Origin of the sequence: Rhodobacter xanthinilyticus, from assembly GCF_001856665.1 — a bacterium.
Taxonomy (GTDB): domain Bacteria; phylum Pseudomonadota; class Alphaproteobacteria; order Rhodobacterales; family Rhodobacteraceae; genus Rhodobacter; species Rhodobacter xanthinilyticus.
Map to the genome: position 1 here is coordinate 132,920 of NZ_CP017781.1, position 25,236 is coordinate 158,155.

Annotated in this window: 30 protein-coding genes and 4 pseudogenes; 20 read left to right on the plus strand and 14 right to left on the minus strand. The window is 64.0% G+C overall.

All coding sequences use genetic code 11. The features are described from left to right. Window positions 1–62: 62 nt before the first annotated feature. From ubiV to LPB142_RS18315, 4 genes are all read right to left on the minus strand, one after another. The gene (gene ubiV, locus LPB142_RS00680) at window positions 63–974 is read right to left on the minus strand and encodes a ubiquinone anaerobic biosynthesis protein UbiV (RefSeq protein ID WP_231879178.1); all 912 of its coding nucleotides are present in this window, start codon (window positions 972–974) and stop codon (window positions 63–65) included. 5 nt (window positions 975–979) lie between these two features. Further along, the gene (gene ubiU, locus LPB142_RS00685) at window positions 980–1,978 is read right to left on the minus strand and encodes a ubiquinone anaerobic biosynthesis protein UbiU (RefSeq protein ID WP_068768063.1); all 999 of its coding nucleotides are present in this window, start codon (window positions 1,976–1,978) and stop codon (window positions 980–982) included. A 19-nt stretch (window positions 1,979–1,997) separates the two neighbouring features. After that, complete coding sequence (ubiT, locus tag LPB142_RS00690) at window positions 1,998–2,504, minus strand: ubiquinone anaerobic biosynthesis accessory factor UbiT (protein WP_071165222.1); 507 nt, start codon at window positions 2,502–2,504, stop codon at window positions 1,998–2,000. A 168-nt stretch (window positions 2,505–2,672) separates the two neighbouring features. Beyond that, window positions 2,673–2,975 (minus strand): hemerythrin domain-containing protein, encoded by a 303-nt coding sequence (locus LPB142_RS18315; protein WP_083392559.1) that lies wholly within the window; start codon window positions 2,973–2,975, stop codon window positions 2,673–2,675. Between the two features lie 104 nt (window positions 2,976–3,079). Here LPB142_RS18315 and LPB142_RS00695 point away from each other — a divergent pair, with 104 nt between their 5' ends. Beyond that, window positions 3,080–3,493 carry an Rrf2 family transcriptional regulator gene (locus LPB142_RS00695; protein ID WP_068768065.1) on the plus strand — a complete coding sequence of 138 codons (414 nt, stop codon included), beginning with the start codon at window positions 3,080–3,082 and terminating at the stop codon, window positions 3,491–3,493. A 131-nt stretch (window positions 3,494–3,624) separates the two neighbouring features. Here the strand turns inward: LPB142_RS00695 and LPB142_RS00700 are convergent. Further along, window positions 3,625–4,609: pseudogene (locus LPB142_RS00700) on the minus strand (IS5 family transposase). 160 nt (window positions 4,610–4,769) lie between these two features. Further along, a complete protein-coding gene (locus LPB142_RS00705; RefSeq protein ID WP_068768066.1) occupies window positions 4,770–5,186 on the minus strand; it encodes an RrF2 family transcriptional regulator in 417 nt (138 codons plus the stop codon). Window positions 5,187–5,270: 84 nt separating this feature from the next. On the opposite strand from LPB142_RS00705, the gene LPB142_RS00710 reads away from it, so the two are divergent. From LPB142_RS00710 to LPB142_RS00735, 6 genes are read left to right on the plus strand one after another with little or no spacing between them, the layout of a single operon-like run. After that, window positions 5,271–5,714, plus strand: coding sequence for a group III truncated hemoglobin (locus LPB142_RS00710; protein WP_068768067.1), 444 nt, complete (start codon window positions 5,271–5,273; stop codon window positions 5,712–5,714). 15 nt (window positions 5,715–5,729) lie between these two features. After that, entirely contained in the window at window positions 5,730–6,215 is a 486-nt protein-coding gene (locus LPB142_RS00715) for a hemerythrin domain-containing protein (RefSeq protein ID WP_068768068.1), read from the plus strand. Beyond that, a complete protein-coding gene (locus tag LPB142_RS00720; RefSeq protein ID WP_068768069.1) occupies window positions 6,208–6,552 on the plus strand; it encodes a carboxymuconolactone decarboxylase family protein in 345 nt (114 codons plus the stop codon). The genes LPB142_RS00715 and LPB142_RS00720 overlap by 8 nt, the downstream gene beginning before the upstream one ends. Then, window positions 6,552–6,956: a DUF488 domain-containing protein gene (locus LPB142_RS00725; protein ID WP_068768070.1), complete on the plus strand. Its 405-nt coding sequence runs from the start codon at window positions 6,552–6,554 to the stop codon at window positions 6,954–6,956. Before LPB142_RS00720 ends, LPB142_RS00725 begins: the two co-directional genes overlap by 1 nt. Before the next feature lie 59 nt (window positions 6,957–7,015). Then, window positions 7,016–7,993, plus strand: a complete 978-nt coding sequence (locus tag LPB142_RS00730) for an NAD(P)H-dependent flavin oxidoreductase (RefSeq protein WP_232230938.1) — start codon at window positions 7,016–7,018, stop codon at window positions 7,991–7,993. Then, complete coding sequence (locus LPB142_RS00735) at window positions 7,990–8,697, plus strand: 5-formyltetrahydrofolate cyclo-ligase (protein WP_068768072.1); 708 nt, start codon at window positions 7,990–7,992, stop codon at window positions 8,695–8,697. Before LPB142_RS00730 ends, LPB142_RS00735 begins: the two co-directional genes overlap by 4 nt. Before the next feature lie 27 nt (window positions 8,698–8,724). Here LPB142_RS00735 and LPB142_RS00740 read toward each other — a convergent pair whose 3' ends face one another. After that, window positions 8,725–9,876, minus strand: a complete 1,152-nt coding sequence (locus LPB142_RS00740; RefSeq protein WP_068768073.1) for an HPP family protein — start codon at window positions 9,874–9,876, stop codon at window positions 8,725–8,727. Between the two features lie 53 nt (window positions 9,877–9,929). After that, on the minus strand, window positions 9,930–10,685 hold the full coding sequence (locus tag LPB142_RS00745) for a sulfite exporter TauE/SafE family protein (RefSeq protein WP_068768074.1): 756 nt from the start codon (window positions 10,683–10,685) through the stop codon (window positions 9,930–9,932). Window positions 10,686–10,761: 76 nt separating this feature from the next. Between LPB142_RS00745 and LPB142_RS00750 the strand changes: the two genes are divergently transcribed. Then, window positions 10,762–11,457 (plus strand): FadR/GntR family transcriptional regulator, encoded by a 696-nt coding sequence (locus tag LPB142_RS00750; protein ID WP_071165224.1) that lies wholly within the window; start codon window positions 10,762–10,764, stop codon window positions 11,455–11,457. Window positions 11,458–11,488: 31 nt separating this feature from the next. On the opposite strand, the gene LPB142_RS00755 is transcribed toward LPB142_RS00750, so the two are convergent. Continuing rightward, window positions 11,489–12,367, minus strand: coding sequence for a LysR family transcriptional regulator (locus LPB142_RS00755; RefSeq protein WP_068768076.1), 879 nt, complete (start codon window positions 12,365–12,367; stop codon window positions 11,489–11,491). Window positions 12,368–12,482: 115 nt separating this feature from the next. Between LPB142_RS00755 and LPB142_RS00760 the strand changes: the two genes are divergently transcribed. From LPB142_RS00760 to LPB142_RS19920, 4 genes and pseudogenes are all read left to right on the plus strand, one after another. Next, window positions 12,483–13,220 carry an SDR family oxidoreductase gene (locus tag LPB142_RS00760; RefSeq protein WP_068768077.1) on the plus strand — a complete coding sequence of 246 codons (738 nt, stop codon included), beginning with the start codon at window positions 12,483–12,485 and terminating at the stop codon, window positions 13,218–13,220. A 15-nt stretch (window positions 13,221–13,235) separates the two neighbouring features. Next, window positions 13,236–14,174 carry an SDR family oxidoreductase gene (locus LPB142_RS00765; protein WP_068768078.1) on the plus strand — a complete coding sequence of 313 codons (939 nt, stop codon included), beginning with the start codon at window positions 13,236–13,238 and terminating at the stop codon, window positions 14,172–14,174. Between the two features lie 287 nt (window positions 14,175–14,461). Beyond that, a pseudogene (locus tag LPB142_RS19915) lies at window positions 14,462–14,638 on the plus strand (hypothetical protein); the annotation flags it as partial. 195 nt (window positions 14,639–14,833) lie between these two features. Continuing rightward, the gene (locus LPB142_RS19920; protein WP_394328612.1) at window positions 14,834–15,181 is read left to right on the plus strand and encodes a transposase; all 348 of its coding nucleotides are present in this window, start codon (window positions 14,834–14,836) and stop codon (window positions 15,179–15,181) included. On the opposite strand, the pseudogene LPB142_RS18895 reads toward LPB142_RS19920, so the two are convergent. Further along, window positions 15,182–15,328, minus strand: a pseudogene (locus LPB142_RS18895) (IS256 family transposase); the annotation flags it as partial. It lies immediately after the preceding gene. Between LPB142_RS18895 and LPB142_RS00775 the strand changes: the two are divergent. Next, a complete protein-coding gene (locus LPB142_RS00775) occupies window positions 15,312–15,689 on the plus strand; it encodes a hypothetical protein (RefSeq protein WP_071165225.1) in 378 nt (125 codons plus the stop codon). The pseudogene LPB142_RS18895 and the gene LPB142_RS00775 overlap by 17 nt on opposite strands. Before the next feature lie 10 nt (window positions 15,690–15,699). Beyond that, complete coding sequence (locus LPB142_RS00780) at window positions 15,700–16,062, plus strand: DUF5368 domain-containing protein (protein ID WP_068767900.1); 363 nt, start codon at window positions 15,700–15,702, stop codon at window positions 16,060–16,062. A 373-nt stretch (window positions 16,063–16,435) separates the two neighbouring features. On the opposite strand, the pseudogene LPB142_RS18900 reads toward LPB142_RS00780, so the two are convergent. Then, window positions 16,436–16,558: pseudogene (locus LPB142_RS18900) on the minus strand (IS256 family transposase); the annotation flags it as partial. Window positions 16,559–16,784: 226 nt separating this feature from the next. Between LPB142_RS18900 and LPB142_RS00790 the strand changes: the two are divergent. Beyond that, window positions 16,785–17,306 carry a TRAP transporter small permease subunit gene (locus LPB142_RS00790; protein WP_068767898.1) on the plus strand — a complete coding sequence of 174 codons (522 nt, stop codon included), beginning with the start codon at window positions 16,785–16,787 and terminating at the stop codon, window positions 17,304–17,306. Between the two features lie 4 nt (window positions 17,307–17,310). Beyond that, window positions 17,311–18,423, plus strand: coding sequence for a TRAP transporter large permease (locus tag LPB142_RS00795; protein WP_071165226.1), 1,113 nt, complete (start codon window positions 17,311–17,313; stop codon window positions 18,421–18,423). 146 nt (window positions 18,424–18,569) lie between these two features. On the opposite strand, the gene LPB142_RS00800 is transcribed toward LPB142_RS00795, so the two are convergent. Continuing rightward, the gene (locus tag LPB142_RS00800) at window positions 18,570–20,084 is read right to left on the minus strand and encodes an aldehyde dehydrogenase (NADP(+)) (protein WP_071165227.1); all 1,515 of its coding nucleotides are present in this window, start codon (window positions 20,082–20,084) and stop codon (window positions 18,570–18,572) included. Window positions 20,085–20,330: 246 nt separating this feature from the next. Here LPB142_RS00800 and LPB142_RS00805 point away from each other — a divergent pair, with 246 nt between their 5' ends. The 4 genes from LPB142_RS00805 (at window position 20,331) to LPB142_RS00820 (ending at window position 23,263) form a co-directional block, all read left to right on the plus strand. Continuing rightward, complete coding sequence (locus LPB142_RS00805) at window positions 20,331–21,137, plus strand: ABC transporter substrate-binding protein (protein WP_068767895.1); 807 nt, start codon at window positions 20,331–20,333, stop codon at window positions 21,135–21,137. 78 nt (window positions 21,138–21,215) lie between these two features. Further along, a complete protein-coding gene (locus LPB142_RS00810) occupies window positions 21,216–21,881 on the plus strand; it encodes an amino acid ABC transporter permease (RefSeq protein WP_068767894.1) in 666 nt (221 codons plus the stop codon). Window positions 21,882–21,894: 13 nt separating this feature from the next. Beyond that, window positions 21,895–22,548 carry an amino acid ABC transporter permease gene (locus tag LPB142_RS00815; RefSeq protein WP_068767893.1) on the plus strand — a complete coding sequence of 218 codons (654 nt, stop codon included), beginning with the start codon at window positions 21,895–21,897 and terminating at the stop codon, window positions 22,546–22,548. Beyond that, window positions 22,541–23,263 carry an amino acid ABC transporter ATP-binding protein gene (locus tag LPB142_RS00820; protein WP_068767892.1) on the plus strand — a complete coding sequence of 241 codons (723 nt, stop codon included), beginning with the start codon at window positions 22,541–22,543 and terminating at the stop codon, window positions 23,261–23,263. Before LPB142_RS00815 ends, LPB142_RS00820 begins: the two co-directional genes overlap by 8 nt. Before the next feature lie 87 nt (window positions 23,264–23,350). On the opposite strand, the gene LPB142_RS00825 is transcribed toward LPB142_RS00820, so the two are convergent. After that, window positions 23,351–24,388: an Ldh family oxidoreductase gene (locus LPB142_RS00825; RefSeq protein ID WP_068767891.1), complete on the minus strand. Its 1,038-nt coding sequence runs from the start codon at window positions 24,386–24,388 to the stop codon at window positions 23,351–23,353. A 34-nt stretch (window positions 24,389–24,422) separates the two neighbouring features. After that, window positions 24,423–25,085 carry a helix-turn-helix domain-containing protein gene (locus tag LPB142_RS00830; RefSeq protein ID WP_231879145.1) on the minus strand — a complete coding sequence of 221 codons (663 nt, stop codon included), beginning with the start codon at window positions 25,083–25,085 and terminating at the stop codon, window positions 24,423–24,425. Window positions 25,086–25,236: the final 151 nt, after the last annotated feature.

Genomic DNA, 25,236 nt, shown 5'->3' on the forward strand with positions numbered 1-25,236 from the left:
CCCCCCTGCCCGCTGCAGCCCCGGGTGCGGGCTGAGGGGGCTGATGACGGGTCTTGCGGTGATCAGGCCGGGGCCGCGGCGGCAATGCGCCGATACCCTGCCTGGCCATAGAAGAAGCCGTTGGAAAACGAAACTCCGTCGCACAGCTCGCGCAGAATGGTTTCCGCGGCTCCCGGCGCGCGGGTGCCGTCCAGAACATCCCGAAACAGCGCCGCCACCGCAACCATGTCCACCGCCTGAGGCATCAGCCGCAGATGGGTGACTCCCTGTGTGATCATCTGAGCGGCTTCGGGCAGCAGGTCGATGTAGCTTTCCGACTGGGTCTGAATGCCGTTGACGCGCAGAATCGGGCGGTCATCGGTGGTGCGCAGCGGCATGCCGTCGGGATCGTCCTCGCAAACGAACTGGCAATTGTCCTTGGTCCGACCATGGGCACGCGCGTGATAGCATCGCGCCGAGACCGCGAGCGAAGCCCTGCCGAAGACCTGCACCTCGACCCCAAGGCCAAGCGCACGCGCGGCCTCCGCCGCAACGGCGATCGAGGGCGCGGGCAACTCCGCGGGCAGACAGACATGCGTGGCCCCCTGCCCCGCCATCCAGGCGATCGTCGCCTCGTTGTAGGCATTCATGAACGGACCGACGCGATGCGGGCGCTGGCCCCGGGCAAACAGACCCGCCGCGTTGTTGATCTCGATCTCGGGGGTGTCCATTGCGGCGAGGTCGGCCGTGGCCTTGCGTTCGCGCTTCAGCATCACCTCGGCCAGCGACGACAGGATCACCGTCTTGCCGCCCCGTTGCAGCCGTTCGATGATCGCGGGTAGATCGGCTTCGTGAAACGGTGCGCGCTTGGAGCAGATCACCTCCCCCAGATAGACCTCGTCGATCGGCGCCTCGTCGGCAATGCGCGCGTAGAACGCGCGCCGCGCCTCGGTGGACCAGTGATAGGCGATCGGGCCAAGGGTCAATTTCGTCATGTCACTCACCGCCATTTCTTCGTCTCGAACGCGCCCTGGGTCTGCTTCTGCCCTTCGGTCAGGGCAACCAGATCGGCGATATTCGCCTGCCGACCGGCGCGGATGTCGTCAACGGCCTGCCGGAAGGCCGACACCACGCCCCGCACATAGCTCTTGGAGCGCTGGCGCCCTTCGATCTTGAAGGCGTGAACGCCGGCGTCGATCAGATCGGGAAGCAGCCGGGACAGGTTCAGGCTGATCGGCTCCTCAAAGGCATAATATCCCTCAGAGCGGTGTGGCGCGGTGTAGCGCCCCTTGCAGATCGTCGGGTAGCCCGCCTTTTCGTCGGGCCCGAAACAGTCGATGGTGAACCCAGCAAGCTGCGAGGACATCGATCCGTCCTCGTGGCGCCGGTATTCGACATCCGAGGCGGGTGAGCACACCCCATCCATGTTGGTCGATTGCCCCGTGAGGTAGTTGGTCAGACTGCACCGGCCCTCGACCATCAGCCCGTGATTGCCGAAGATAAAGGTCTCGATCTCGCAGGGGATTTCCTTGCGGATCTCGCGGATCTCGGGGATCGTCAGGATCCGCGGCAGCACGACGCGCTTCACCGCGAAATTCTCGCAATAATACCGGATCGCCTCGGGACTGGAGGCGGCAGCCTGAACCGAGAGGTGCAGACGGACGCCCGGATGGGTGCGCGCGATGTAATCGGCCACGCCCATATCCGCGACGATGAAGGCATCGACCCCCAGCCGCGCGCCTGTATCGGCGGCCTGCCGCCACAGATCGACCTTGCCCGCAGGCGGATAGGTATTCAATGCCAGCAACACCTTGGTGCCCTTGTCATGGGCATAGGCGACCGATGCCGCCAGTTCCTCCGGCGTGAAATTCAATCCGGGGAAGTTGCGCGCGTTGGTGGCATCCTGAAAGCCGCAATACACTGCATCGGCGCCGGCATCGACGGCGGTGCGCAGGGCGGCGGGCGTGCCGGCCGGGCAGATCAGTTCGGCGAGACTCATGGGGCGAGAGGTCCTTTCTTCACGTTGGATAGGCGCGGCGCAGTCTTGCCAGAATGGCGCGGCCGGGCGGGCCGAACATCTCGGCGGTTTCCTCGGCGATGGACCCATCGACATCGTCGAGGGCATTGCGAAGCCGCACGACGGCTTCGGTGTCGCCTGTGACCTCAAGATCACGGGAGAAGAACGCGGCATCGCCATCCTCTTCAGAGTCGACCAACTCCAGAAGCAACATGAACTTACCGCGAATTGTGGCGCCCGCCTCAGGCGTCGCACCGCGCGGGACGGCCCGAAACACCAGCGCCTGCGGATCAGGTCGCAGGTGCAGGGCAAAGGGCAATTCCACCGGGTCGATCACGAAATCGGTCCCCTGATGCGGTCCGAGCCGCGCGAAAAGCGACGGATGCCGCTTGGCGATACGCCGCACCACCCTGGTCAGGACCGGCTGCACGATCAGGCAGGACAGCCGGGCCATCGCTGACACGCCCGGGCGCGGCGTGCGGGGCAAAGTATCGGGGCTTGCGCTCATGACCGAGGCTTTCGTTTTGCCCACGGGTCAGAGCCGGCGCGGATGGCCACGCGGCACCCGCCGGAGATCGCGGCGGAAACCGGCGCCCGCCACGACCCGCAAGCGTGATCCGGGGGTGTCAGGTTGCCGGTCATTTTGCGGATCCGCTCGGTCGCTTCGGCGTGGTCGTCATGCTCGGCGCGCATCACTGCAACCGGCGGCCCGATGCCTGCCCCCCCCGCCCGCCCGCATCGCCGGAAAGAGGATCATCTCTTCCTTCGCCATATGGCCCTCCAACTCGCGGCCAAGAGCGGTCAGGGACTGTGCCAGATCTTTCGGGCATTGGTGATCCGTCGCATGAACCCTGCCGACTTTTTCGGCGAGGTCCAGCAGACCGGGCAATTCTAAGCGGTGACGCTCGTGATAGCGCGACAGGATGTGATCGATCAGGGCGCCTGTCTCGGTGGGGGCTTCGGCGGTAGGGGCGGTCATGGCAGAGCTTTCGGGATCAAGGGGTGTCCAATGCAATCGGCATTTGATATGCTGATTATAGCCCCTAAATGCGCACTGTAAATACCAAATCAAGGAGCGACTTCTTGCGCCTCACGTCCTTTACCGATTTCGGACTGCGCGTTCTCATGCGGATGGCTGGCAGCCCCGACCGCGCCTTCACCACGGCGGAACTGGCGGATGAATTCCGTGTGTCGCGCAATCATCTTGCAAAGGTGATCTCGTCGCTTTCTGGCGCTGGCTACCTGGAAACGCGGCGGGGCGGCGGCGGCGGAGCGACGCTCGCACGGCGCCCCGAGGACATCCGGTTAGGCGATGTTGTTGCCTACCTCGAGGCTGATCAAGCGCTGGTCGAGTGTTTCCAACCCGGGGGGGCGGCCTGCACGCTGACACCACACTGCCGCCTGAAGGCGCGCCTCGCCGGCGCCGAAGCCGCCTTCCTTGCAGATCTCAACCGCAGTTCGTTGGCAGATTGCGTCTATCGCCCTCAACAAGCATAACCGGCCGTCTGGACCCTGTTGGTGGCCTGGAGGCGCGGGATAGCCATCGTCATGTCCGGGTTTCGCAACCGGTCGGCGGCGCTGTTGCGCAAATCAGCTGATGATCGCACTTCCCCTTTCCCCGGATACACTTATCCCGCGGCCACGGTCATCGGGATGCCGAGTGCCGTGAAGCGGTTGAGGACCACCGCGCGTATCTGGACCTCTGCCACCTGGCGGTCAAAGTCCCGCGACATCAACCGTTGGTCGAGCAGCTTCACGCTGTTCATTTTTGTTTCGACCCTGCTGCGGCGGTGGTACCCGCTCCAGTTCCGCCAGAGTGCCCGGCCCAAGTGCTTCGATGATCGCAGGATCTCGTTGCGTGCGCGGGCTCCTGCCGAGTCCGGCTTCCAGGGCCTGGCACTCCGTCTCGGCGGGAGTGAGGGCATGACTGCCACCGGTCCGAAGGAATGCCTGAACGCTGCAGCCTCGCGGGCGGCGATGGCGTCGTGGCAGGTGCGGGTGTCATAGGCACCGTCGGCGGTGACGGTGGCGATCTCTTCCTCCGCCGGGATCTTGGCAAGCAGGTCCGGCAGCATCCCTCTCCGGTTCGCTCTAACCGGTGGCGCTTACCGGCTCGACATCGCCGACATTGCTGGACGTGACCTCGACGGCCCGGATTTCCAATGTTTCCTCGTCGATTCCGAGGTGGACCTTGCGCCACACACGCCGTTTCGAGCCGCCATGCTTGAGCGTGTGCCACTCGCCTTCGCCTTCCACCTTGATGCCGGTGCTGTCCACTAGCAGGTGCAGCTGCCCCTTCGAGCCGCGATACGGAATGGTCACGTTCAAGATTTTCTGGCGGCGTGACAGAGTGCTGAAGTGCGGCACGGACCAGCCGAGCCCAGACAGTTCGAGCAGGCTCGCCACGAACCCTCCTCGCCATGGTCACTCGGACCAGTGGCGTTCCCAAGGCTCGATGTGGCGGAGCGGCAGCCCGAGGAGGATCTTGAGGGTGAGACAGGCCTGGATCGCCGCGTCGCTATAGGCCTGCTGACGGTCCCGACGCCCCGACGGAATGGCTTCCCACTGCATCGAGGGATCGAACCAAACGGTCAGTGATCCGCGCTGCCTCACCGCCTGATTGTAGCTTTGCCAGTTGGTGGTCTTGTAGGTCGTCTTCGGAGGTCTCCACCCGCGTTTGACTGCGGCACAGGACGGGCGGCGGCGTGATAGGGCTTGCGTCGTGACGGGCTGTACGGACGGGATTGCGGTCATCTCGGTCTGCCTTTTGTCGTCACGCGGCGACCCGTTCGGGCAATGCGATATCCGCGAGGCTCGATCTGTTCAGATCCTCGATGAAGCTGACCTCAGCCTGCCGAAGCCGGGCCTTCAGGCGGCAACACCCGTCGATTAAGCAGTTTCCTCCATCCGGCCCGAAACACTCGACCAGCGCCTGCCCCTGTTCGAGCAGCCGCACGACGTTGCCAAGCCGGATCTCGGCGGGGTTGGACCGCAAGACCGCGCCGCCGTTCACCCCTCGCCGGGTCTCGACGATCCCGCCTTGTGCGAGCCGCTGCATGATCTTGCTCAGGTGGTTGCGTGACAGTTTGAACTCCTCGGCCAGATCGGCGGTCGAGAAAGCCCGGTCGGGCGCACTCGCCATCCGCATCAGCATTCGGAGCCCATAGTCTGTAAAAGAGGTGAGGTTCATGTCGCTCCGTTTTTCAAATCAGTATTTACAATACCTATTTATCGAAGATAGCATCAGACTCAAGCTCAAATTCTTGAGGATTCCATGTCATCTGCCGATCCCCAGATCATTTCCGTCCGCCCACAAATGACCGCCGAGATCATGGCGCGGACCGGGCTGGACGAAGACAAGCTGACCGAACTGGTGCATCGCTTCTATGACAAGGTGCGCACCGACGCCGTTCTCGGGCCGATCTTCGCGGCCCGTATTACCGACTGGGGCCCGCACCTGGAACGCATGGTGGATTTCTGGTCCTCGGTCGCGCTGATGACCGGTCGCTATCATGGTGCACCGGTGCCGGCCCATGTCGGACTGCCCGTGGACTGGGATCATTTCGAGCGCTGGCTGGTGCTGTTTCGCGAAACCGCGGCCGAAACCTGCCCGCCCGAAGGCGCGGCGCATGTCATCGAACGCGCCGAGCGGATCGCGCGTTCGCTGCATATGGCGGTCGAGGATGCGAAGCCCCGGACAATTCCATCACTGCTCTGACCCGAGGATACGAACATGACAAAACCACTGCCCCCGCAAGACCCGAGCGAGCTGACCAGTTTCATCGAGACCGAGTATCACGCAAAACACCGTGCCCAGCTTCCCGAACTGGCGACCCTGTCGGAAAAGGTCGAAGCGGTCCATGCCGGGCAAACGGATGTTCCCGCGGGATTGGCCGACCTTTTGCACCGGATGATCGGTGATCTGGAAGTTCACATGAAGAAAGAGGAACTGATCCTGTTCCCCGCCATTCGCAACGCGGCGGCGGGGCTGGATGCGCCGATTGCGGCGATGCGCGCGGATCATGACGACCACGAAGCCGAAGTCGGCCAAATCCGGCACCTGACCAACAACCTGACATTGCCGGACGGCGCCTGCCGAAGCTGGACGCGGCTTTATACCGGGGTCGGTGAATTCCTTGACGACCTCGAAGAGCATATCCGGCTGGAAAACGATGTGCTGTTTCCGCAATTCGAAACGCGGGAGACAGGCCATGTCTGAGCTACACCTCCCAAAACCCACCAGGGACCTTGTCGACCGGCGTCATGCCCTGGCACCCGATACCGAAGACGCATTCCGCGCGTTCTCGAAAGCGGTGTTCGCCGAAGGGGCGCTCGATACACGCACCAAGCAGCTCATCGCGGTGGCCGTGGCGCATGTGACCCAATGCCCGTGGTGCATCGAGGGCCATGTCAAGGCGGCCAAACGTGAGGGGGCCTCGGGCGAACAGATCATGGAAGCCATCTGGGTTGCGTCCGAAATGCGCGCCGGGGCGGCCTGGGCCCACGCGCTGAAGGCGGTGGAGATGATCGGCGACACGGGCCAAAGGGACAGCTGATGCCGCCCCGACCGTCCGTCTCCGACACCCCCGCCGGGCGCATCCGCATCAAGCGGATTTATCGCGCGGCGCGGGTCTCGGACGGCAAGCGGATTCTGGTCGATCGGCTTTGGCCCCGCGGCGTGGCGAAGGACCGCGCCCGACTGTTTCAATGGTGCAAGGAGATCGCTCCGAGCGATGCGTTGCGGCACTGGTTTCATGCCAATCCCGATCGGTGGCGGGAATTCAGCAAGCGTTATCAAGAGGAACTCGCCACGCGCGAAGATTTGGTGTGTGAGCTTGCCGGATACGCGCAGGGCGATGTCGTCACGCTGCTCTATGCCTCTAAGGACGAGGAACACAATAACGCCGTCGTGCTGCGGGACTGCCTGCGCCGATGGTTGGAAAGGGAGGGAAAAAAATGACAGACCAACATAGTGCGGAACCTCTGCGAACGCCGCTTTGCGATCTGCTTGGATGCGAGGTGCCCATTCTGCTGGCGGGCATGGGCGGCGTTTCCCGATGGGAACTGGCGGCGGCGGTGGCCAATGCGGGCGGCTACGGGATGTTGGGCATGGTGCGCGAACCCATCGACCTGATCACACGGGAGGTCACCGCGATGCAGGCGGCAACGGACCGGCCCTTTGCCGTCAATCTGATCCCGGCGGCGACCGACTCGCAGTTGCTTGAGGCGCAGATCGCCTGTTGCCTCGATCTTGGCGTGACGGCCTTCTGCTTTTTCTGGGATGTGATGCCGGATGTGGTGGCGCGGGTGAAAGACGCGGGATGTCTCGTATTGCATCAGGTCGGAACGGAGGCCGCCGCGCGGATGGCCGAAGCGGCCGGGGCGGATGTGATCATCGCACAGGGGATCGAGGCGGGCGGCCATGTGCACGGACGAAGTCCCGCCTTCGGGCTGGCGGAACGGATACTGGCCGGGACCGACCTGCCGGTCGTGGTCTCGGGCGGGATCGCGACGGGCGAAGGGCTTGCCGCCGCATTGGCGATCGGGGCCAGCGGCGTGCAATGCGGCACCGCCTTTCTGGCGACCGAAGAATCCTTTGCGCATTCCTATCACAAATCCCGCATCGTCGAGGCCACGGGCGAGGATACGGTGCTGACCGATGTGTTCGTTCTGAACTGGCCCAAGGGCGCTGCGGTGCGGGTGATCGGCAACAGCGTGACGGAGGGTCTCAAGGGCAATTACCTGGGTCACGACCCGGACAGCCTGCCGCGCGAGACCATCGCCCATGACGACGATCAGCCCCGCCTGCGCTTCAGCACGGATTCACCCTTGCGCACCACAACCGGCGATCTCGAAGCGATGGCGCTCTATTCCGGTCAGGGCGCGGGAAATATCCCCGATATCGCCCCTGCGGCCGCGCGCCTGAACGCCATGATCGCGCAGGCCCGGCGTATCCTCGAGGGGACGGAGCGAAACGGTTTCAAGGCGATGACATGAGCGACGACTTCAAGAGCTTCCGCTGCCAAAGCGGCTTTTCCTCGCCACCCTGCTATGCCGCCGAGGTCGCCCCGGATTATTTCGATCCGCTGGCCGTTGATCCCGAACAGGCACGTGATGTCGCGCGTTGGCGCAAGGCCGAACGCGCCCGCCTGCGCGCCGCGCGTCTGGCACTGTCGGTTGCAGAGCGCAAGGAGATCGGCGAGGCGCTGACCGGGCATCTGCGGCAGGTGTTGCAAGACCGTTTCGGCGGGGCGCAGGGTAAGGTCTTTTCTGCCTACTGGCCGATCAAGGGCGAACCCGACCTGCGCCCGCTGATGGCAGAGCTTCACAAGGCCGGTATAACCGTCGCCCTTCCGCTGGTCGAAACCAGGGCGGCCCCGCTCACCTTTCGCCGCTGGACGCCCGAAACGCGCATGGTGCGCGGAGATTGGAACATTCCCGTTCCGCCCTCGGACGCGACCGTCGTGACGCCCGACATCGCGCTTGCGCCGCTCGTCGGCTGGACCGCAGAAGGCTATCGCCTCGGATATGGCGGGGGCTATTTCGACCGAACTTTGGCCGTGCTGAAACCGAAACCTTTTGTCGTCGGTATCGGGTTTCAAGAGGCGCGCCTTCAGACCATCTACCCGCAACCTCATGACATCCCGCTTGATCTCATCGTGACCGAGAACGGGGTCCAGGCAATCAGAGACGTGGTCTGAGCCACATTCAATTCATCGGGGACCCGGTCAGACGCTCCCGGCGCGCGCCGCGCTACGCGACAGCGCCGCCACGAGGTCGGTCCGAGTGACAATGCCGACGATCTTGCCGTATTCGAGGACCGGAACGGCATCCGTATCTCCGTCGGCCATCATTGGCAGCAAGGCCCCGATCGGGGTGGCGCCGGTGGCGCGCGGCCCGGCGACGCTCATGATATCGGCGGCGGTCATCGGTCTTTCCCGGTCCCGATCCAACAACCTGCGGAACGTTGCCCGAAAGCCGCGATCAAGGCGCAGGGCATCGTCGCGGGCTTGGCTGATGAGATGTATCTGGAAGATCACGCCCAGGAAGGTTTGATCCACGCCGACGACCGGCAGCGATGTGAAGTGATGCTGCCGGAACAGATCCGCGATTTCGCCCAATGGGGTGTTCGACGTGACAGTGACGAGATTGCGCGACATGATGTCCTGCGCAGTCAACGGGCCTGAAGAATGCGCCGCCGCCTGCAGTTCTGCGGCCCCGATTAGCCGGGCCAGGTCCTCCACGCCGAGGTTGAACGACTGGCGATAGCGTTCGAGAATCCCGGTCAGCTCCTCTTCCGAAAGCCCGAGGCGCTCGGTCGGATTGCGATCTGCGGTCCCATGGGTACTGGGATCGTCGAATTGCCGGAACGGATAGCGGCGCCCCGTCAGCCGCGCGTAGAGGGTTGCCAGCAGGACCAGCGCGATGGTTCCGAACGCGATCGGCGTCAGGGCGAACCAGAACCCCAGATGCGCGACGGCGTCGGGGGACATCGCCGCGGTCATGGCGACGGCGCCGGCGGGCGGATGGACTGCGCGGCACAGGATGGTTGCGGTGATGGCGAGCCCGACGGCGAGCGCGATGCGCAAGACGGGGTCCGTGACGAGAAGGCAGACTGCAACCCCGACGAGGGCCGCGACGGTATTGCCGACAATCGCCGACCATGGCTGTGCAAGGGGGCTGTTCGGAACGGCGAAGAGGAGAACGGAGGACGCCCCAAAGGGCGCGACGAGATAAAGGCCAAGGTCGAGATCGACGGCGGGCGACAACAGGAACAACCCGCTCAACCCCAATCCGATCAGCGCGCCAAGCCCCGCGCGCAGCGCCTCCCTGGCTGGAACGCGGGCCACCGCCGGGCCAAGTGATTTCAGAATGTGCAACGCGACGCCTCAAGATCAGTTTTTGCCGAAAGTTTCACCGGTTTGACAAAAGATCAACCTGCGGGGCGCATAAAGAAGGCAACCGCCATGATCAGGCCGATTGCGATAATGAACAGGCGCAGCACGGCCGTGTTCCGCACCCGTCTTGCCAGAACAGCGCCGATGTATCCGCCCATGGCGCAGGACAGACCGACGATCAGCAAGTTGCCCCAGTCGATCAGGCCCGCAACGGCATATGTCGTGACCGAGACCACCGACAGGACCACGGACATCAGGTTCTTCAATCCGTTCATCCTGTGCAGGTCGGTCATGCCGATGACGCCGAAAGCCGCCAGCAGCATGATGCCGAGGCCACCGTTGAAATAGCCGCCATAGACCGAGACCACGAACACAAGAGCAAGTGCGGCGGGGCTGGACGTCTCGTGCCCGGACTTCGCGAGACACCGAACGAAAGACGGCCCGGTGGCAAAGGCCAGAGTCGCCATCAACAAAAGCCAGGGCACCACGCCCGAGAACAGCTCTTCCGGCGTGACCAGCAGCAGACCAGCGCCTGCTAGCCCCCCGACGATCGCCGTGCCGACAAGATGGGCGAGAGGAGGTTTCCCGCCACGATCGATATCCGTGCGATAGGCCCAGGCGCTGCCAACATAGCCCGGAAGGGCGGCAAAGGTCGCGGTCGCATTTGCCATGATCGGCGGCACACCGGCCCAGACAAGGGCCGGAAACGTCAGAAAGGTGCCTCCGCCTGCGATGGCATTGAGCGCACCGGCGCCCAGGCCGGCCAAGACGAGTATGATACCTGTCAGCATGTTCGTTCTCCTTCAAGCCGCGCCGCTGTTGCATGATGCCGGATTGGTCTGCAAATTGGTCTGTATGGGGGCACAAATGACCACGAAGCGAACCCGACAGATTGTGGAGGCGCTGCGCGATTATTGCGCGGCGGCGGCCATCGCTCCGGGCGGGCAACTGCCGCCGGAGCGGGAGATGGCGCATCTGTTGGGGTGCAGCCGTGAGACGCTGCGCAAGGCTTTGGCCGAGCTGGAGTACGCGGGCGATTTCTGGCGGCACGTCGGGCAAGGCACGTTTCTTGGCCCGCGCCCGCTGGGCCACCCTGTGCGCGGGACCATTCTGGTGCAAGGCGCCTCACCGCTTCAACTGATGCAGGCGCGCCTGACCCTCGAACCCTCGGTCGCCGCCGAGGCTGCTGCGCTCACGACCCCTGCCCAGATCGCCTATCTTTCCGATCTGGTTGACCGGGGCCGCCGTGCCGCAACCCGGGCCGACTGCGAACGGCTCGACGCCGCCTTTCACCGTGGTATCGCAGAGGTAACAGGCAATCCCATCCTGCTTGGCCTTCTCGACTATCTCGCGGGCGCGCGCCGCCATGCGGCCTGGCAGCGCGAATGGGAAGTCACCTACCGAAAACTCGGTGTCGCCGAATTCACCGAACGCCACAGCCTACAGCATGAGGAGGTGGTCGCCTGCATTCAACGGGGCGCGGCCGACGCCGCTTCGGATGCCATGCGCAGGCATCTGCAGACGATCTTCACGGCCATGCGCGGGTCCGGTCTGCCGCGCTGAGGGCGGTGCCGCTCCTCCCGGCCCTGCGCCTTCAGAACACTGCCCCTAACCAATCGAGAAACACCCGCAGGCGGGGGGAGAGTTGCCGGTTGCGTGGGTAGAGGACGGAAACCGGCGGGGGTGACGGCGGAAAATCGGTCAGAACCTCGACCAACTCACCGGCGGCCAAGGCCACCTCGGCATGGTAGCGCGGCATCTGAACAAGACCGAAGCCAAGGCGTGCCGCGTCGATATAGCTTTCTGCGGCGTTGACCGAGAGCCGCGTGGGCAAGCTCACCTCCCTGCGTCGCCCCTTCACCGTGAACTCCAGCGGCAGAAGGCCACCCGTCGCACTGGACCGGAAACCGACCATCACATGCCCCTCCAGAGAATCGAGGCTATCGGGGGTGCCGTGGCGGTGGAGATAGCCGGGTGAAGCCAGGGTGACTTCCTCCAGCAAGGCGATGCGCCGGGCGATCATGTCGCTGTCCTGCAACTCCCCGACCCGAACGACGCAGTCGAAACCTTCGCGCACGAGATCGACGTAACGGTCGTTCTCGCTCATATAGACCTCGATCCCAGGATGACGTTCCAGAAACTCAGGCAGGCGCGGCAGGATGAAATGCCGCGCCAGGGTGCCATGCACGTCGATCCGCAACAGCCCGGACGGTTCAGTCCCGGAAAAGGCGCTTTCCGCATCCTCGACATCGCCCAGAATCCGACGGCACCGTCCGAGATAGGCTTCGCCGTCCAGCGTCGTGCTGACACTCCGGGTGGTGCGCTGCAGGAGCGGCACGCCGAGCCGTGCTTCCAGCTGCTTGACCGCCTCGGTCACACTTGAGCGCGGCAGGCCCAGATCGGCTGCGGCAAGGGTGAAGCTGCGCCGCTCCGCAACCCGGATGAAGACGCGCATGGCGTCCAGCCTGTCCATATTATTCGTACATCCTGAATTATGATGACAAGGAATGCCTGATTATCCGGCAGAAGTCATCATCTATCTCTCCCCTCATCAGCGGAACACCCGCCCCAACGCACAGGAGACACCCATGAGCAATCCCTCCAAAGTAGCCCTCGTCACCGGCGGTTCGCGAGGCATCGGCGCGGCTGTGTCCGAACGCCTGGCCCGTGACGGCTTCACCGTGATCGTCAACTATGCCGGCAACGAAGACGCCGCGAACGAGACCGTCCGCCGAATCGAGGCTGCGGGCGGACGGGCCGTCGCGGCCAGGGCCGACGTGTCGGATGCCGCCGCCGTCCGCGCGATGTTCAACAAGGCCGAGGAAGCCTTCGGCGGCGTCGACGTTCTGATCAACAACGCCGGGATCATGAAGCTCGCAACAATGGCGGACTCGGATGACGCGCTGATCGACAGTCAGATCGGCATCAATCTCAAGGGCTCGATCAACACCATGCGCGAGGCCGCGAACCGCCTGCGCGACGGCGGGCGGATCGTGAACTTCTCGACGTCGGTGGTCGGCACGAAGTTCGAGACCTACGGCATCTACGCCGCCACCAAATCGGCCGTCGAAACCCTGACGGCCGTGCTAGCGAAGGAGCTGCGCGGCAAGTCGATCACCGTCAACGCCGTGGCGCCTGGGCCGACCGGCACCGATCTGTTCCTCAAGGGTAAACCGGCGGAGCGCATCGAGAAGCTCTCGAAGGCCAACCCGCTCGAGCGCCTGGGCCAGCCCGAAGACATCGCCAACGCGGTTTCCTTCCTCGTCGGCCCGGACGGCGGCTGGATAAACGGCCAGACCCTGCGCGCCAATGGCGGCATGGTTTAAGTGGGGAGCCTGACGATGCAAAAGATCATCCTCGTCACCGGCGCGTCGAGCGGCTTTGGCCGCCTGACCTCGCTGGCCCTCGCGCGCGGTGGTGACACCGTCTATGCCTCAATGCGCGACACCTCAGGGCGCAATGCGGGCAACGCAGAAGAACTACGCAGGATTTCCCGGGCCGAAGGCATCGACCTGCGGCCGCTGGAACTTGACATTCAGGCTGAAAGCTCGGTCGAGGGCGCCGTCGCCACGGTCATCGCCGAGGCCGGACATATCGACGTGCTGGTTCACAACGCAGGACATATGATGTTCGGCCCTGACGAGGCCTTCACCGCCGAGCAGCTGGCCCAGCAATATGACGTGAACGTCCTGGGCACGAAGCGGCTGAACCGTGCCGCCCTGCCCCATATGCGCCAGCGTGGCGAGGGACTCTTGGTCTGGGTTTCCAGTTCCAGCTCGGCTGGCGGGGTGCCGCCCTACCTGGCGCCCTATTTCGCGGCCAAGGCGGCGATGGATTCGCTCGCCACGTCCTACGCGCGGGAACTGACCCGCTGGGGCATCGAGACCACCATCGTCGTCCCGGGCGCCTTCACCAAGGGGACCAACCATTTCGCTCATGCGGGCCATCCGGCGGATGAGGCGCGCCTCGCCGAATACGAGGCTGGCCCCTACGCGAACTTTGGCGAAACCGTGCAGAGGGCCTTTGGCGAGATCGTTCCCGAGGACGCCGACCCCGCGGATGTGGCGGAGCTCATCGCCGGAGTCGTCGCGAAACCGGCAGGCCCACGGCCCTTCCGGTTGCATTTGGACCCGGCCGCCGACGGCGCCGATGTCGGCTTCGCCGTGCTTGACCGGCTGCGCGCCGAGATGCTGCATCGGGTCGGGCTGGGCGATTTGCTGAAAGTGGCGGTCCGGCAACGGGCTTGCAGGGTCAGACGCGGAAAGCCCGCAATTTGTTGATTTTCTCGCATTAAAGGTCGACGGTGGAAACCGATGCGGCACCCGTGTGACGCATCTACCTCCCTGTTGGACTGGGCCGGCGGCGTATACCGCCGGCCTTTTGTCAGGGTCTATTGCGATGCCGCGCCTCGATATGTCGGGAAGGACTTCGCGCACAACTGAATGTCTCGACGTAACCGCCTCGTTGATCGCCTCCTGCACCGCTAGAGCCTTTCGCCTTTAACCGGTTCTGCCTCACTTTGTGTGGCGCAACTATCCTAAAGCTGGAAAATTCAGGAGGGATAGTTGTGAGTTCGAAGAAGCACTGGTCGCCCGGGAGCGATGTTGCCGTTCAAAGCGTTGAGCGAAGTGAAAGCGGTGGGTGGATTGTATCTGGCGTCTTTGCGCCCGACGGCATTTGCCCAGACTGTGGATTGCATTCACGCCGACATCACGGCTGGCGGCGTCGGCGGCTGCAGGATTATCCCGCGCATGGAGACAAGGTAACGGTTGATCTCGCAATTTGCCGTTGGCGATGTCAGGCACCCGCTTGCCCACGCCGGACATTCTCGGACCAAATCGCCTCGATTGCGCGTCCATTTGCACGTCGTACTTCGCGTGTCGGGGAGATTGTCGGCCATCTTGGGCATGCGACCGGCGGGCGGCCGGCCGAGCGGCTCTTGCACCGCTTGGGCCTTGGGATCAGCGATGACACGGTGCTCAGGCAGTTGAAGAAGCGTGCTCAAGACATCGCCGAGCCGCCGAGGGCCATCGGAATCGACGACTGGAGCTGGCGGAAGTCGCAGACCTACGGCACGATCATTGTCGATTTGGAGCGTCGCGTGGTGATCGACATTCTTGAGGATGGAGATGTTGTCAGCTGCACCAACTGGCTGAAGCGACACCCCGAGGTGGAAGTGATCAGCAGAGATCGGTGCGGTCTTTACGCCCAGTCTGCACGGCAAGGGGCACCGCAGGGGTCACGTCCGTCAAGCTGGTGTAATTTCCCTGGTGGCCTGAGGTCATGATCAGGCGGCTTTCGTTGTGATGCTGAGAATGGGGTCGATCTCCTCCTTGTCGATCTGGGCGAAGGCCTCGACCATCATGTAGCGGCTCGAGGTCTGCCATTCGTCGTTCTGCTCGAACAGCACGGCGCCGATGAGGCGCTGGATCGAGGTCGATCAGGGCACCTTGCGCCATCTGCGCTACCCCAATGTCTTCGGCGTGGGCGACATCAACGGCGTGCCCAAGGGCAAGACCGCCGCCAGCGTGAAATGGCAAGTCGCCGTGGTCGAGGACCATCTGGTCTCCGAGATCGCCGGGCGGCAGGGCACCGAGGTCTACAACGGCTACACCTCCTGCCCGATGATCACCAAGATCGGCCGCGCGATGCTGATCGAATTCGATTACAAGAACAACCTCACCCCCTCCTTCCCCGGGGTGATCGCGCCGCTCGAGGAGCTGTGGATTTCCTGGCTGATGAAGGAAATCGCGCTCAAACCCACCTATAACGCGATGCTGCGCGGCAAGGCCTGAGGAGAGGATCATGAAGGAACTGACGCTGCAAACCCTGATCGCGGTTTTCGAGGAGATCTTCGGCCGGGGCCTGTTCTGGACCATGGTCGCGGTCGCGGCCGGGATCACGCTGGCCTATATCTTCGTGCTGATCCGCGACCGCCACCTGTCGGCGCGCAAATTCCTGACCGCGCAACTGTTCATGCCGGTGGGGGCGGTTGCCGCCGTGGTCTTCGTGCAATGGGTGACCCATTCGGGCCTTGGCGATATCGGCGGGCCGATCGACTGGATCGTGCTGCTCGGCGTCGCGGGCATGGGCGCGGTCGGGCTCGCGATCCTCGTCTACACGGTGCAGGCGCTGGTGGCGGGCAAGAGCCCGAAAGACAACGGCTGACCTGCCGCTTCGACCTAGCGACACGCCCAAAGGCGGCCCTCGGGCCGCCTTTTCCATGGCCCCGGGCCTCCCCGCGCGCAGGGCCATTTCGGCCGCTCGGTCTAAGCCGGGGCCGGACGGCCGGCTGGAGCGGACCCCGACAAGGACCAGACGCTCGGCCCAGGTCGCCGCCGATTGCAGCGCGGGCGGGCACGACCGCAGCGAGATCAGGGCTGATCCGGCGCCGGCGGCGCGGTGATCGGGGACGTATCTATCTCCACGCCAATATCCACACCGTCCTGCGCGCTCGCGTCACCTATTATGTGGTTTGTGAAGAAGTCGCCAACAAATCGATAGATATCGCGTCCCATCGGCGGGACATCGTGATAAGCGCCAGCAATCCGTCGACATCGGCCTCCATGATCAGCTGAAGCACGGCCTCGGCGATGCTGCGCAGGAAGTCTCCCTGATCGTGCTTTGCCAGAAGCTCGGACTGGTCCATGTTGGTCTTGGTCATCGGGGTCTCCGTGTGGTCCGTGGTTGAAGTCGCCAAACTCCACCTCGACCATACACCTCGATGGCCACCCGGGATTACACCGTCGACGGCGATGAAATTACACCACGTCCGCGGACACTAACGCCGGCCGGCTGAAAGCTCCTATCTGATCCGCAACCAGAACTGATCCGGTTGCACAACCTCCGGGCCCTTCGGGGCCCGGACCACCTTCCTCAGGACGCTCCCCATGACGACACTCTTGACTATCGTTGACCGGATCTCGGCGATCCTTTCGCGCATCGCGGATCTGGTGACACTGGTTCTGGTCGTGTCCATGATCTACGAGGTCGCGGCGCGCTATGTGTTCTCGGCGCCCACGATCTGGGCCTTCGACATTTCCTACATGTGCACGGGCACGCTGTTCATCCTGGGCGCGGCCAATGCCCTGCGCGAGGACGCGCATGTGCGCATCGACTTCCTCGCGCAGAAGATGCCCGCGGGCCTGCGTCGCGCCGTCGAGGGGGTCGTGTTCCTGCTGATGCTGACGCCGATCTTCACGATGCTGAGCGATTTCGCGATCCGCCGCGCCTGGCGCGCCTGGCAAACCGCCGAAGTCGAGATGGTCAGCCCCTGGGCACCGCTGATGTGGCCGTTCTACGGGCTGCTGGCGCTCGGGCTTCTGGCGCTGACGTTGCAGATTGCCGTGCATGGGCTGCGCGCCATCCTGCGCCAAGACTCCACCGATACCGATTTCGAACTCAAGGCCTGATCCGATGACCGTTGCCGCCCTCATGTTTCCGGCCCTGTTCGCACTCGTGCTTGCGGGCATTCCCGTCGCCTTTTCACTCGCGATCGTCTCTGCGGGCGCCGGGCTCGTCGCCTTTGGTCCAAACGTCTTCGGCCAGCTCTATGGATCGTTCTACTCGGCGGCGACGAACTTCATCCTGGCCGCCATTCCGATGTTCGTGCTGATGGGCGCGATCCTCGAACGTTCGGGAATTGCCGAACGGCTGTTCAAGGTCATGCAGATCTGGCTTGGCCGTCTGCCCGGCGGCCTCGCGGTCGCCACCATCGCCATGGGCGCGGTCTTTGCCGCGGCCGCTGGTGTCGTGGGTGCCGTCGAGGTGATGATCGGCATGATGGCGATCCCGGCGATGCAACGCTATCGCTACAACAACAGCCTGATCGCAGGGACGATCTGCGCGGGCGGCTCGCTCGGCACGATGATCCCGCCCTCGGTCATTGCGGTGATGTATGCCTCGCTCGCACAGATCTCGGTGGGCGAGTTGCTGGCGGGGATCGCCTCGCCGACCGAGGCCGCCGCGGTGGGGGCGCTTGGCGCGCTCGTGGTCTGCGTCTTCTACGGGCGCTTCAGCATCGGGATGCTGCGCGAGGCGCTCAAGATCACCGTTCGGATCTCGGCGATGATCCTGCTGATCGTGGCGGCGGGCACGATGTTCATGGGCACCTTCGCGGCCAATGGCGGCTCGCGCCTGATCCGCAGCGCCGTCGAAAGTGCGGGCTTCGGCGAGGTCGGGGTGATCGTCTTCTTCCTCGTCATCGTGCTGCTGCTGGGTTTTGTGCTGGACTGGACGGCGAACGTGCTGATCTGCGTGCCGCTCTTCACGCCCTTCGTCCGGCAGGCGGGGATCGATCCGGTCTGGTTCGGAACCATGGTCATCATCGTGATCCAGACCAGCTATCTGACGCCACCGATGGCCTCGTCGATCTTCTATCTGAAATCCATCGCACCACCGGACATGACCTATGGGCAGATGTATCGCGGCGTCTTGCCCTTCATCTTCCTGCAGCTTGTGACGCTGGCGATCGTCGCACTCTTCCCGGCGATCGCCACGTGGCTGCCCGATCAGATCGAAGGCTTCTGACGATCCGGGTCAGAGCTCCGAAATAAAATGGCGTGCCCTGTATCAGGGCGCGCCATCGTTTTTGCCGCTGCTCCTACTCGCCCGGGATCTCGGCCCCAAAGGATCGGGGGCCCGATCTTCTCAGGCCCCCGGGCAATCGTATCGAGTTACGCCAGATCCTCCGGCAGCAGGGCCGCCGGGATGTTTTGATAGCAGACCGGGCGCAGGAAGCGACGGATCGACAAGGTTCCGACCGAGGTCGCCCCGAAGTTCGTCGAGGCCGGATAAGGCCCACCATGCACCATGCTGTCGCAAACCTCCACGCCGGTCGGGAAGCCGTTTGCCAGCACACGCCCGGCCTTGCGCTCAAGGATCGGCATGAGCCGCCGCGCCAGGGTCGCGTCCGCCGCATCCATATGCAGCGTCGCGGTCAGCTGTCCGCCGAAGCTGTGCGCGACGTCCAGCATCTCATCCACGTCGCGCGCCACGACAACTAGCCCAAGCGGGCCGAACACCTCCTCGGCGAGAGCATGGTTGCCCATCCAGTCCTGCGCCGAGACGCGGAACAGGAAGGGCTTTGCCTCGCGCCGGTCGCACATCGAGGTCAGCAGATCCTGCACCCCGGCCTGCTTGCCCATCTTGTCGGCACCGCGGGCATAGGCGGCCGCGATCCCCTCGGTCAGCATCACCTGCGCACCGGTTTCGGACAGCGCGACGCGCGCGGCCTCGACAAAGGCGTCCGCCTCGCTGCCCTCGATCACCACCGCGATCCCGGGGTTGGTGCAGAACTGACCCGCGCCCATCGCAAGCGAAGCCGCCCAGGCACGGCCGAGATCAGCCCCCCGGCTGGCGATCGCGGCGGGCAACATGAACATCGGGTTGACCGATCCGAGTTCCCCGAAGAAAGGGATCGGTTCGGGGCGCTGTGCACAAAGGTCGAACAGGGCGCGACCGCCGGCCAGCGAGCCGGTGAACCCAACCGCCTTGATCAGCGGGTGCTGCACCAGCGCCTGCCCGACATCGCGCTTGCCGCCCTGCACGAGCGAGAAGACCCCTTTGGGCATAGCGCACGTGTTGATCGCCGCAAGGATCGCCTCGGCGATGATCTCGCCCGTGCCGGGATGCGCGCCGTGCCCCTTGACCACGACCGGACAGCCCGCAGCAAGCGCCGCCGCAGTATCGCCACCCGCGGTCGAGAAGGCCAGCGGGAAGTTCGACGCGCCAAAGACCGCAACCGGGCCGATCGGGCGCTGCATCATGCGCAGATCCGGGCGCGGCAGCGGCGCGCGATCAGGCAACGCGACATCGTGGCGGCGGTCGAGATAGTCGCCCGTGCGGATATGGCTCGCAAAGAGCCGCAGCTGCCCCGTGGTGCGCCCGCGCTCGCCATTCAGGCGCGCCTCGGGCAGGCCGGTTTCCTGCGTGCCGATCTCGGTGATCGCCTCGGCGCGGGCCTCGATCTCGTCTGCGATGGCGTCCAGAAACTCCGCCCGCGCCTCGCGCGTCGTGTAGCCATAGGTCCAGAACGCCTCCTCGGCCGCGCGGACCGCCTGATCCACCAACTCGGGCGTTCCGACCGAAAATTCATGCGCCGGGCCGTGTGCGGGTTCCGACCGGAACGTCTGAGCGGTTGCGATCCACGATCCCGCGATCAGGTGCTTGCCATGGGGTTCGAAAGTCATCTGGAGCCCTTCCCTTGATGCTGGCGCGCGGGGTTCCGGTTCTCGGAAATGCGCCGCCACTTCGTATTTGACTTGTTGCCACTCTGCGGCGCGGCGTTTTCGCCGCCAGAATTCAGTGCTTTAGGCCACGGCCTGCACCTAGCAAGAATTTTCTTTTTTCGCCAGCATTTTTCTTATTTGACTATTTATTCTCTCAAAGTAGAAGATCGCCACAGTCGACCAAAGAATCAACAGAGGGGTTCAACAATGAACAAGATCACCATGATCGCCGCGCTGATCGCCGGGACCGCGATTGCCGGCGCCGCCCGTGCGGACAAACTCGACGACATCATCGCCTCGGGCACGCTGCGTTGCGCCGTCGTGCTCGACTTCCCGCCGATGGGCAGCCGCGACGCGAGCAACGAGCCGATCGGCTTCGACGTTGACTACTGCAACGACCTCGCCGCGGCGCTTGGCGTCAAGGCCGAGATCGTCGAAACGCCCTTTCCCGAGCGCATCCCCGCGCTGATGTCGGGCCGCGTCGATGTCGGTGTCGCCTCGACCTCGGACACGCTCGAGCGCGCAAAGACCGTCGGCTTCTCGATCCCCTACTTCGCCTTTGAAATGGCCGTCACCGCCAACGAGAAATCGGGCATCACCTCCTACGAAGGGATGAAAGGTCACACCGTGGGCGCCGTCGCCGGCACCTATGAGGCCATCGCGCTGGAAAAGCAGGTCGCCGAATGGGGTGAAGGCTCGTTCCGTCCCTATCAGACCCAGGCCGACGTCTTCCTCGCGCTCAGCCAGGGCCAACTCGACGCGACCGTCTCGACCTCGACCGTGGCAATGGCCAACGTCAAGACCGGCAACTTCCCCGGGGTTTCGGTGGTCGGCAAAGCGCCCTTCGACACCGACTATGTCGCGCTGTTCACCAACCGCAACGAATACGGTCTGATCAACTATCTGAACCTGTTCGTGAACCAGCAGATCCGCACCGGCCGCTATGCCGAGCTTTATGAAAAGTGGGTCGGCGGTGAGCTCCCGTCCTTGACGGTTCCGAACGCCTATCGCTAATCGGACGCCGGAAACGAAGGCGGCGCGGGGAAGCTCGCGCCGCCTTTCCTTCTGCATCCCATCAGGCAGGACACAGCAATGTTCGGATATACCTTCCAGTGGAACCAGGCGCTTGCCCGGCTTCCCAAGATGCTGGACGGTGCGGTGGTGACGATGGAAGTGGCGGTGCTGTCGATGCTGATCGGCATCGCTTTCGCCATCCTTCTGACCCTGCTGCGCCTCTCCGGCTCTCGCCCACTGCGCGCCGTCGCGACCAGCTGGGTCGAGATCGCGCGCAACACCCCCGCCCTGTTCCAGATCTACATGGCGCATTTCGGGATCGCCACTTTCGGCATCCACCTCAGCCCCTTCGTCTCGCTGCTGATCGGGATCACCTTCAACAACGCGGGCTATCTCGCCGAGAACTTCCGCGGCGCGCTCAAGGCCATTCCCCACACGCAGACGCGCGCGGGCCGTTCGCTGGGCATGTCCCAGCTTCAGGCATTCCGCTACATCATCCTGCCGCAGATGCTGCGCATCTCCTTCCTGCCGATGACCAACCAGGTGGTCTGGGCCGTGCTGATGACATCACTCGGAGTCACCGTCGGCATGAACACCGACCTCTATGGTGTCACGCAGGATCTGAACGCGCTTACCTTCCGCACGTTCGAGCTGTTCGCTATTGCCGCGGTCATCTTCTACGTCATCACCAAGATCATCACGCTCGGCGCGCGCCTGATTGCCGCGCGCCTGTTCCGGTATTGAGGGAGACACGACCATGTTCGATACCGCCCTCACCTCTGCCGATCTGATCTTCCTCGCCAAGGGCGCGGGAATGACGATCTTCGTCACGGCGATCTCGGTCACGATCGGGACCGCGCTCGGCATCCTCTTCGGGGTGATCCGGGTTCAGCTCGGGGCCGTTCTGGCGACGCCGCTGACGTTCTTCCTCGACATCTTCCGCTCGGTGCCGCTGCTCATTCAGCTGGTGCTGGGCAATGCCTTCATGGGCATGGTGCTGCGCCTGCAACTGTCGGGCTTCACCATCGCCTGCATGGTGCTCTCGCTTTACACGGCCGCCTATTGCACCGAGATCGTGCGCAGCGGCATCGACGCGGTGCCCGCCACGACCCGGCGCGCGGCGCGCTCGCTCGGCATGAGCTGGCTGCAGGAGATGCGCTACATCGTGATGCCTCTGGCCACGCGGGTCGCGCTGCCCTCGTGGATCGGCCTTGCGCTCGGCGTCATGAAGGACTCGGCGCTCGTCTATGTCGTGCAGGTGACCGAGCTTCTGAAATCGACCCAGATCCTCATCACGCGCCTGCAGGAGCCGCTGTTCCTTCTGATGATCTGCGGTGCCTTCTACTTCCTCATCAGCTTCCCGCTTGCCCGGTTCGGCGGTTATCTCGAAAAAAGGTGGTCCAATGATTGAGATCCAGAACGTCCACAAATCCTTTGGCCAGCTCGAGGTTCTCAAGGGCATCGACCTGACCGTCCAGAGCGGCGAGGTGGTCACCATCATCGGCGGCTCTGGCTCGGGCAAGTCGACGCTGCTGACCTGCATCAACGGGCTCGAACCGATCGATTCCGGCAAGATCATGGTCGATGGCGTCGAGGTCCATGCCAAGTCGACCAACCTCAACAAACTGCGGCAAAAGATCGGCATCGTCTTCCAGCAGTGGAACGCCTTCCCGCATCTGACCGTGCTGGAGAACGTGACCCTCGCGCCGCGCAAGGTGCTGGGTCTGGGCAAGGCCGAGGCCGAGGCGATCGCCGAGAAGCAACTCAAGCACGTCGGGCTGGGCGAAAAGCTGACCACCTACCCGGGTCGCCTGTCTGGCGGGCAGCAACAGCGCATGGCGATCGCCCGGGCGCTGGCGATGTCGCCCGATTACATGCTGTTCGACGAGGTGACCTCCGCGCTCGATCCGCAACTGGTGGGTGAGGTGCTCGAAACGCTGAAGATGCTGGCCGAGGAAGGCATGACCATGATCTGCGTGACGCATGAGATGGCCTTCGCGCGTGACGTGTCGGACCGGGTCGCCTATTTCCACAAGGGCATCATGGCCGAGATCGGCGCACCGGATCAGATCTTTGGCAACCCGCAGCACCCGGAAACCCAGAAGTTTCTGGCAAGCGTGCGCTAAGACAGCGGCAGGGGCCAAGCCCCTTCCCCACCCAAAGGAAAAGGCGCGGGGGTGTTCCCGCGCCTTTTGCCATTCGGACGGATCGGATCAGGCGTCGACGGGGGCGAGACCGCTTGCCTCGAACCGATCGAGTTGCGCCATCTCGGCCGCGCTCAGCGCGATCCCCTCGGCCATCGCCTTGCGGCGCGCCTCGAACCGGCGCTCGGACGGCAGGCGTGCGCCCTGCGCCCCGATCGCGGTCAGCAACTTCTCGCCCTCGACGATAGGATCACGCCCGCTGCGCGCGGCGAAGCTCTGCGGGTCGAGCGCCAGAACCAGCGCCCCGTGGCGCGGCAGCAGATCGGTGCCGCCCATGAAGTCGAGCGCCTCCTTGCTCATGAATTCACCCAGCATCGCGCCCGACAGCAGCTCGACCATCGTCGAGATCGCCGACCCCTTGTGCCCGCCGAAAGTCAGCATCGCGCCGTCGAGCGCGGCGTCGGGGTCGGTCGTCGGATTGCCCTCGCGATCAACGGCCCAGCCCTCGGGGATCGGCTTGCCGGCGCGGCGGTGCAATTCGATCTCGCCGCGTGCCGCAACGCTGGTCGCGAAGTCGAACACATAGGGGTGCGCGCCCGGGCGCGGCCAGCCGAAGGCGATCGGGTTGGTGCCCAGAAGCGGCTCCTTGCCGCCCGCGGGCGCAACGAAGGAATAGCTCGGACACATCGAGAGCGAGGCGAGCCCCTCTTCGGCCAGCGCCTCGACATCATGCCAGAGCGCCGAGAAATGCAGACAGTCGCGGATCACGAGCGCGGCGAGTCCCGTTTCGCGCGCCCGTTCGGCGAGCAGATCCTTGGCGGCATAGAACGCCGGGTTCGAAAAACCGCCCCGCGCGTCGACCTCGATCACCGATTTGCCCGCGTCGTGGATTTCCGGCTCCGCATCGGGCGAAACCTTGCCTGCCGCCAATACCCGCAGGCAGCCCTCGATGCGATAGATCCCATGCGATTTGCAGTTGTCGCGTTCGCCCGCGACGATCACCCGGGCCACCGCCTGCGCGCTTTCGGGGCGCACACCGGCGCGCTCGAAGATCGTCTGGACCCGCGCGAGAAGCGCTTCGTAGGAAATGACATGCGGCTCGGCCATGGTCGGCAAGGCTCCTTCGGTAGGTGTTGTGCGGTCAAGCCGGGTCGTTCGCGACCTTCTTGTCCACGTCGATATAGGTGCAGGCCCAGAAGATGCGGGCCTCGTCGTCGTCGAGTGCGCGCAGCCCGTGCTTGAGCGTGCTGTCGAAATAGGCGCAATCTCCGGGTTCGAGCACGACAGGTTCATAGTGCTCGACCACAAGCTCGATCCGCCCCGACAGGACATAGAGCGTCTCCTCGCCGGCATGCGACTCGAGGTCTTCGGGGGCCAGTGGCGCGCGTTTCTCGACCAGCGTGACCAGCGGGATGATCTTTTTCTCGGCGAGCGCGTTGCACAGCACCTCGTATTCGAAATGCTTGGCGCGCACCTTGCGCCCCTGCCCCGCCTTGGTCACGGTCATGCGCGTCGTCTGATGCGCCTCGTGATCGGACGAGAACAGCCGCTCCATCCCGATGTCGTAGGCACGCGCGATTCGGACCAGATTCTCATAGCTGGGTGAAACGCGACCATTCTCGATCTTGTGGATCGTCGAGAGTGCAAGCCCGCTCCGCTGCGCCGCAACCTCGAGCGTGAGCCCGCAAGCCTGACGCACCGCCTTCATCCGGCTACCCAGATCCGAGCGCAGTTGCAGGCGTTCGGCTTCCCAATCATCATTGGCCGCGTCAAGTTCGGCGTCGTCACGGGAAGATTTTTCCATTTGCGTCATATTTTTCTTTTCTTACCAGTTGTGATCGTTTAAGCATATTTCCATGGCGAGTGCAACATTAGCAATCCGTCCATGAAAAAGAGAATCCCAAAGTCGGTTCCTGCGATGACGCCATGGGCGAACTGAGCAGAATGCCGATTTT

Bases quoted from the DNA above. Each gene is read 5' to 3' on its own strand.
- ubiV (WP_231879178.1), bottom strand. From the start codon at position 974: ATGACGAAATTGACCCTTGGCCCGATCGCCTATCACTGGTCCACCGAG.
- ubiU (WP_068768063.1), bottom strand. From the start codon at position 1,978: ATGAGTCTCGCCGAACTGATCTGCCCGGCCGGCACGCCCGCCGCCCTG.
- ubiT (WP_071165222.1), bottom strand. From the start codon at position 2,504: ATGAGCGCAAGCCCCGATACTTTGCCCCGCACGCCGCGCCCGGGCGTG.
- LPB142_RS18315 (WP_083392559.1), bottom strand. From the start codon at position 2,975: ATGACCGCCCCTACCGCCGAAGCCCCCACCGAGACAGGCGCCCTGATC.
- LPB142_RS00705 (WP_068768066.1), bottom strand. From the start codon at position 5,186: ATGAACCTCACCTCTTTTACAGACTATGGGCTCCGAATGCTGATGCGG.
- LPB142_RS00710 (WP_068768067.1), top strand. From the start codon at position 5,271: ATGTCATCTGCCGATCCCCAGATCATTTCCGTCCGCCCACAAATGACC.
- LPB142_RS00715 (WP_068768068.1), top strand. From the start codon at position 5,730: ATGACAAAACCACTGCCCCCGCAAGACCCGAGCGAGCTGACCAGTTTC.
- LPB142_RS00720 (WP_068768069.1), top strand. From the start codon at position 6,208: ATGTCTGAGCTACACCTCCCAAAACCCACCAGGGACCTTGTCGACCGG.
- LPB142_RS00725 (WP_068768070.1), top strand. From the start codon at position 6,552: ATGCCGCCCCGACCGTCCGTCTCCGACACCCCCGCCGGGCGCATCCGC.
- LPB142_RS00735 (WP_068768072.1), top strand. From the start codon at position 7,990: ATGAGCGACGACTTCAAGAGCTTCCGCTGCCAAAGCGGCTTTTCCTCG.
- LPB142_RS00745 (WP_068768074.1), bottom strand. From the start codon at position 10,685: ATGCTGACAGGTATCATACTCGTCTTGGCCGGCCTGGGCGCCGGTGCG.
- LPB142_RS00750 (WP_071165224.1), top strand. From the start codon at position 10,762: ATGACCACGAAGCGAACCCGACAGATTGTGGAGGCGCTGCGCGATTAT.
- LPB142_RS00755 (WP_068768076.1), bottom strand. From the start codon at position 12,367: ATGGACAGGCTGGACGCCATGCGCGTCTTCATCCGGGTTGCGGAGCGG.
- LPB142_RS00760 (WP_068768077.1), top strand. From the start codon at position 12,483: ATGAGCAATCCCTCCAAAGTAGCCCTCGTCACCGGCGGTTCGCGAGGC.
- LPB142_RS00765 (WP_068768078.1), top strand. From the start codon at position 13,236: ATGCAAAAGATCATCCTCGTCACCGGCGCGTCGAGCGGCTTTGGCCGC.
- LPB142_RS00775 (WP_071165225.1), top strand. From the start codon at position 15,312: ATGAGGCGCTGGATCGAGGTCGATCAGGGCACCTTGCGCCATCTGCGC.
- LPB142_RS00780 (WP_068767900.1), top strand. From the start codon at position 15,700: ATGAAGGAACTGACGCTGCAAACCCTGATCGCGGTTTTCGAGGAGATC.
- LPB142_RS00790 (WP_068767898.1), top strand. From the start codon at position 16,785: ATGACGACACTCTTGACTATCGTTGACCGGATCTCGGCGATCCTTTCG.
- LPB142_RS00795 (WP_071165226.1), top strand. From the start codon at position 17,311: ATGACCGTTGCCGCCCTCATGTTTCCGGCCCTGTTCGCACTCGTGCTT.
- LPB142_RS00800 (WP_071165227.1), bottom strand. From the start codon at position 20,084: ATGACTTTCGAACCCCATGGCAAGCACCTGATCGCGGGATCGTGGATC.
- LPB142_RS00805 (WP_068767895.1), top strand. From the start codon at position 20,331: ATGAACAAGATCACCATGATCGCCGCGCTGATCGCCGGGACCGCGATT.
- LPB142_RS00810 (WP_068767894.1), top strand. From the start codon at position 21,216: ATGTTCGGATATACCTTCCAGTGGAACCAGGCGCTTGCCCGGCTTCCC.
- LPB142_RS00815 (WP_068767893.1), top strand. From the start codon at position 21,895: ATGTTCGATACCGCCCTCACCTCTGCCGATCTGATCTTCCTCGCCAAG.
- LPB142_RS00820 (WP_068767892.1), top strand. From the start codon at position 22,541: ATGATTGAGATCCAGAACGTCCACAAATCCTTTGGCCAGCTCGAGGTT.
- LPB142_RS00825 (WP_068767891.1), bottom strand. From the start codon at position 24,388: ATGGCCGAGCCGCATGTCATTTCCTACGAAGCGCTTCTCGCGCGGGTC.
- LPB142_RS00830 (WP_231879145.1), bottom strand. From the start codon at position 25,085: ATGGAAAAATCTTCCCGTGACGACGCCGAACTTGACGCGGCCAATGAT.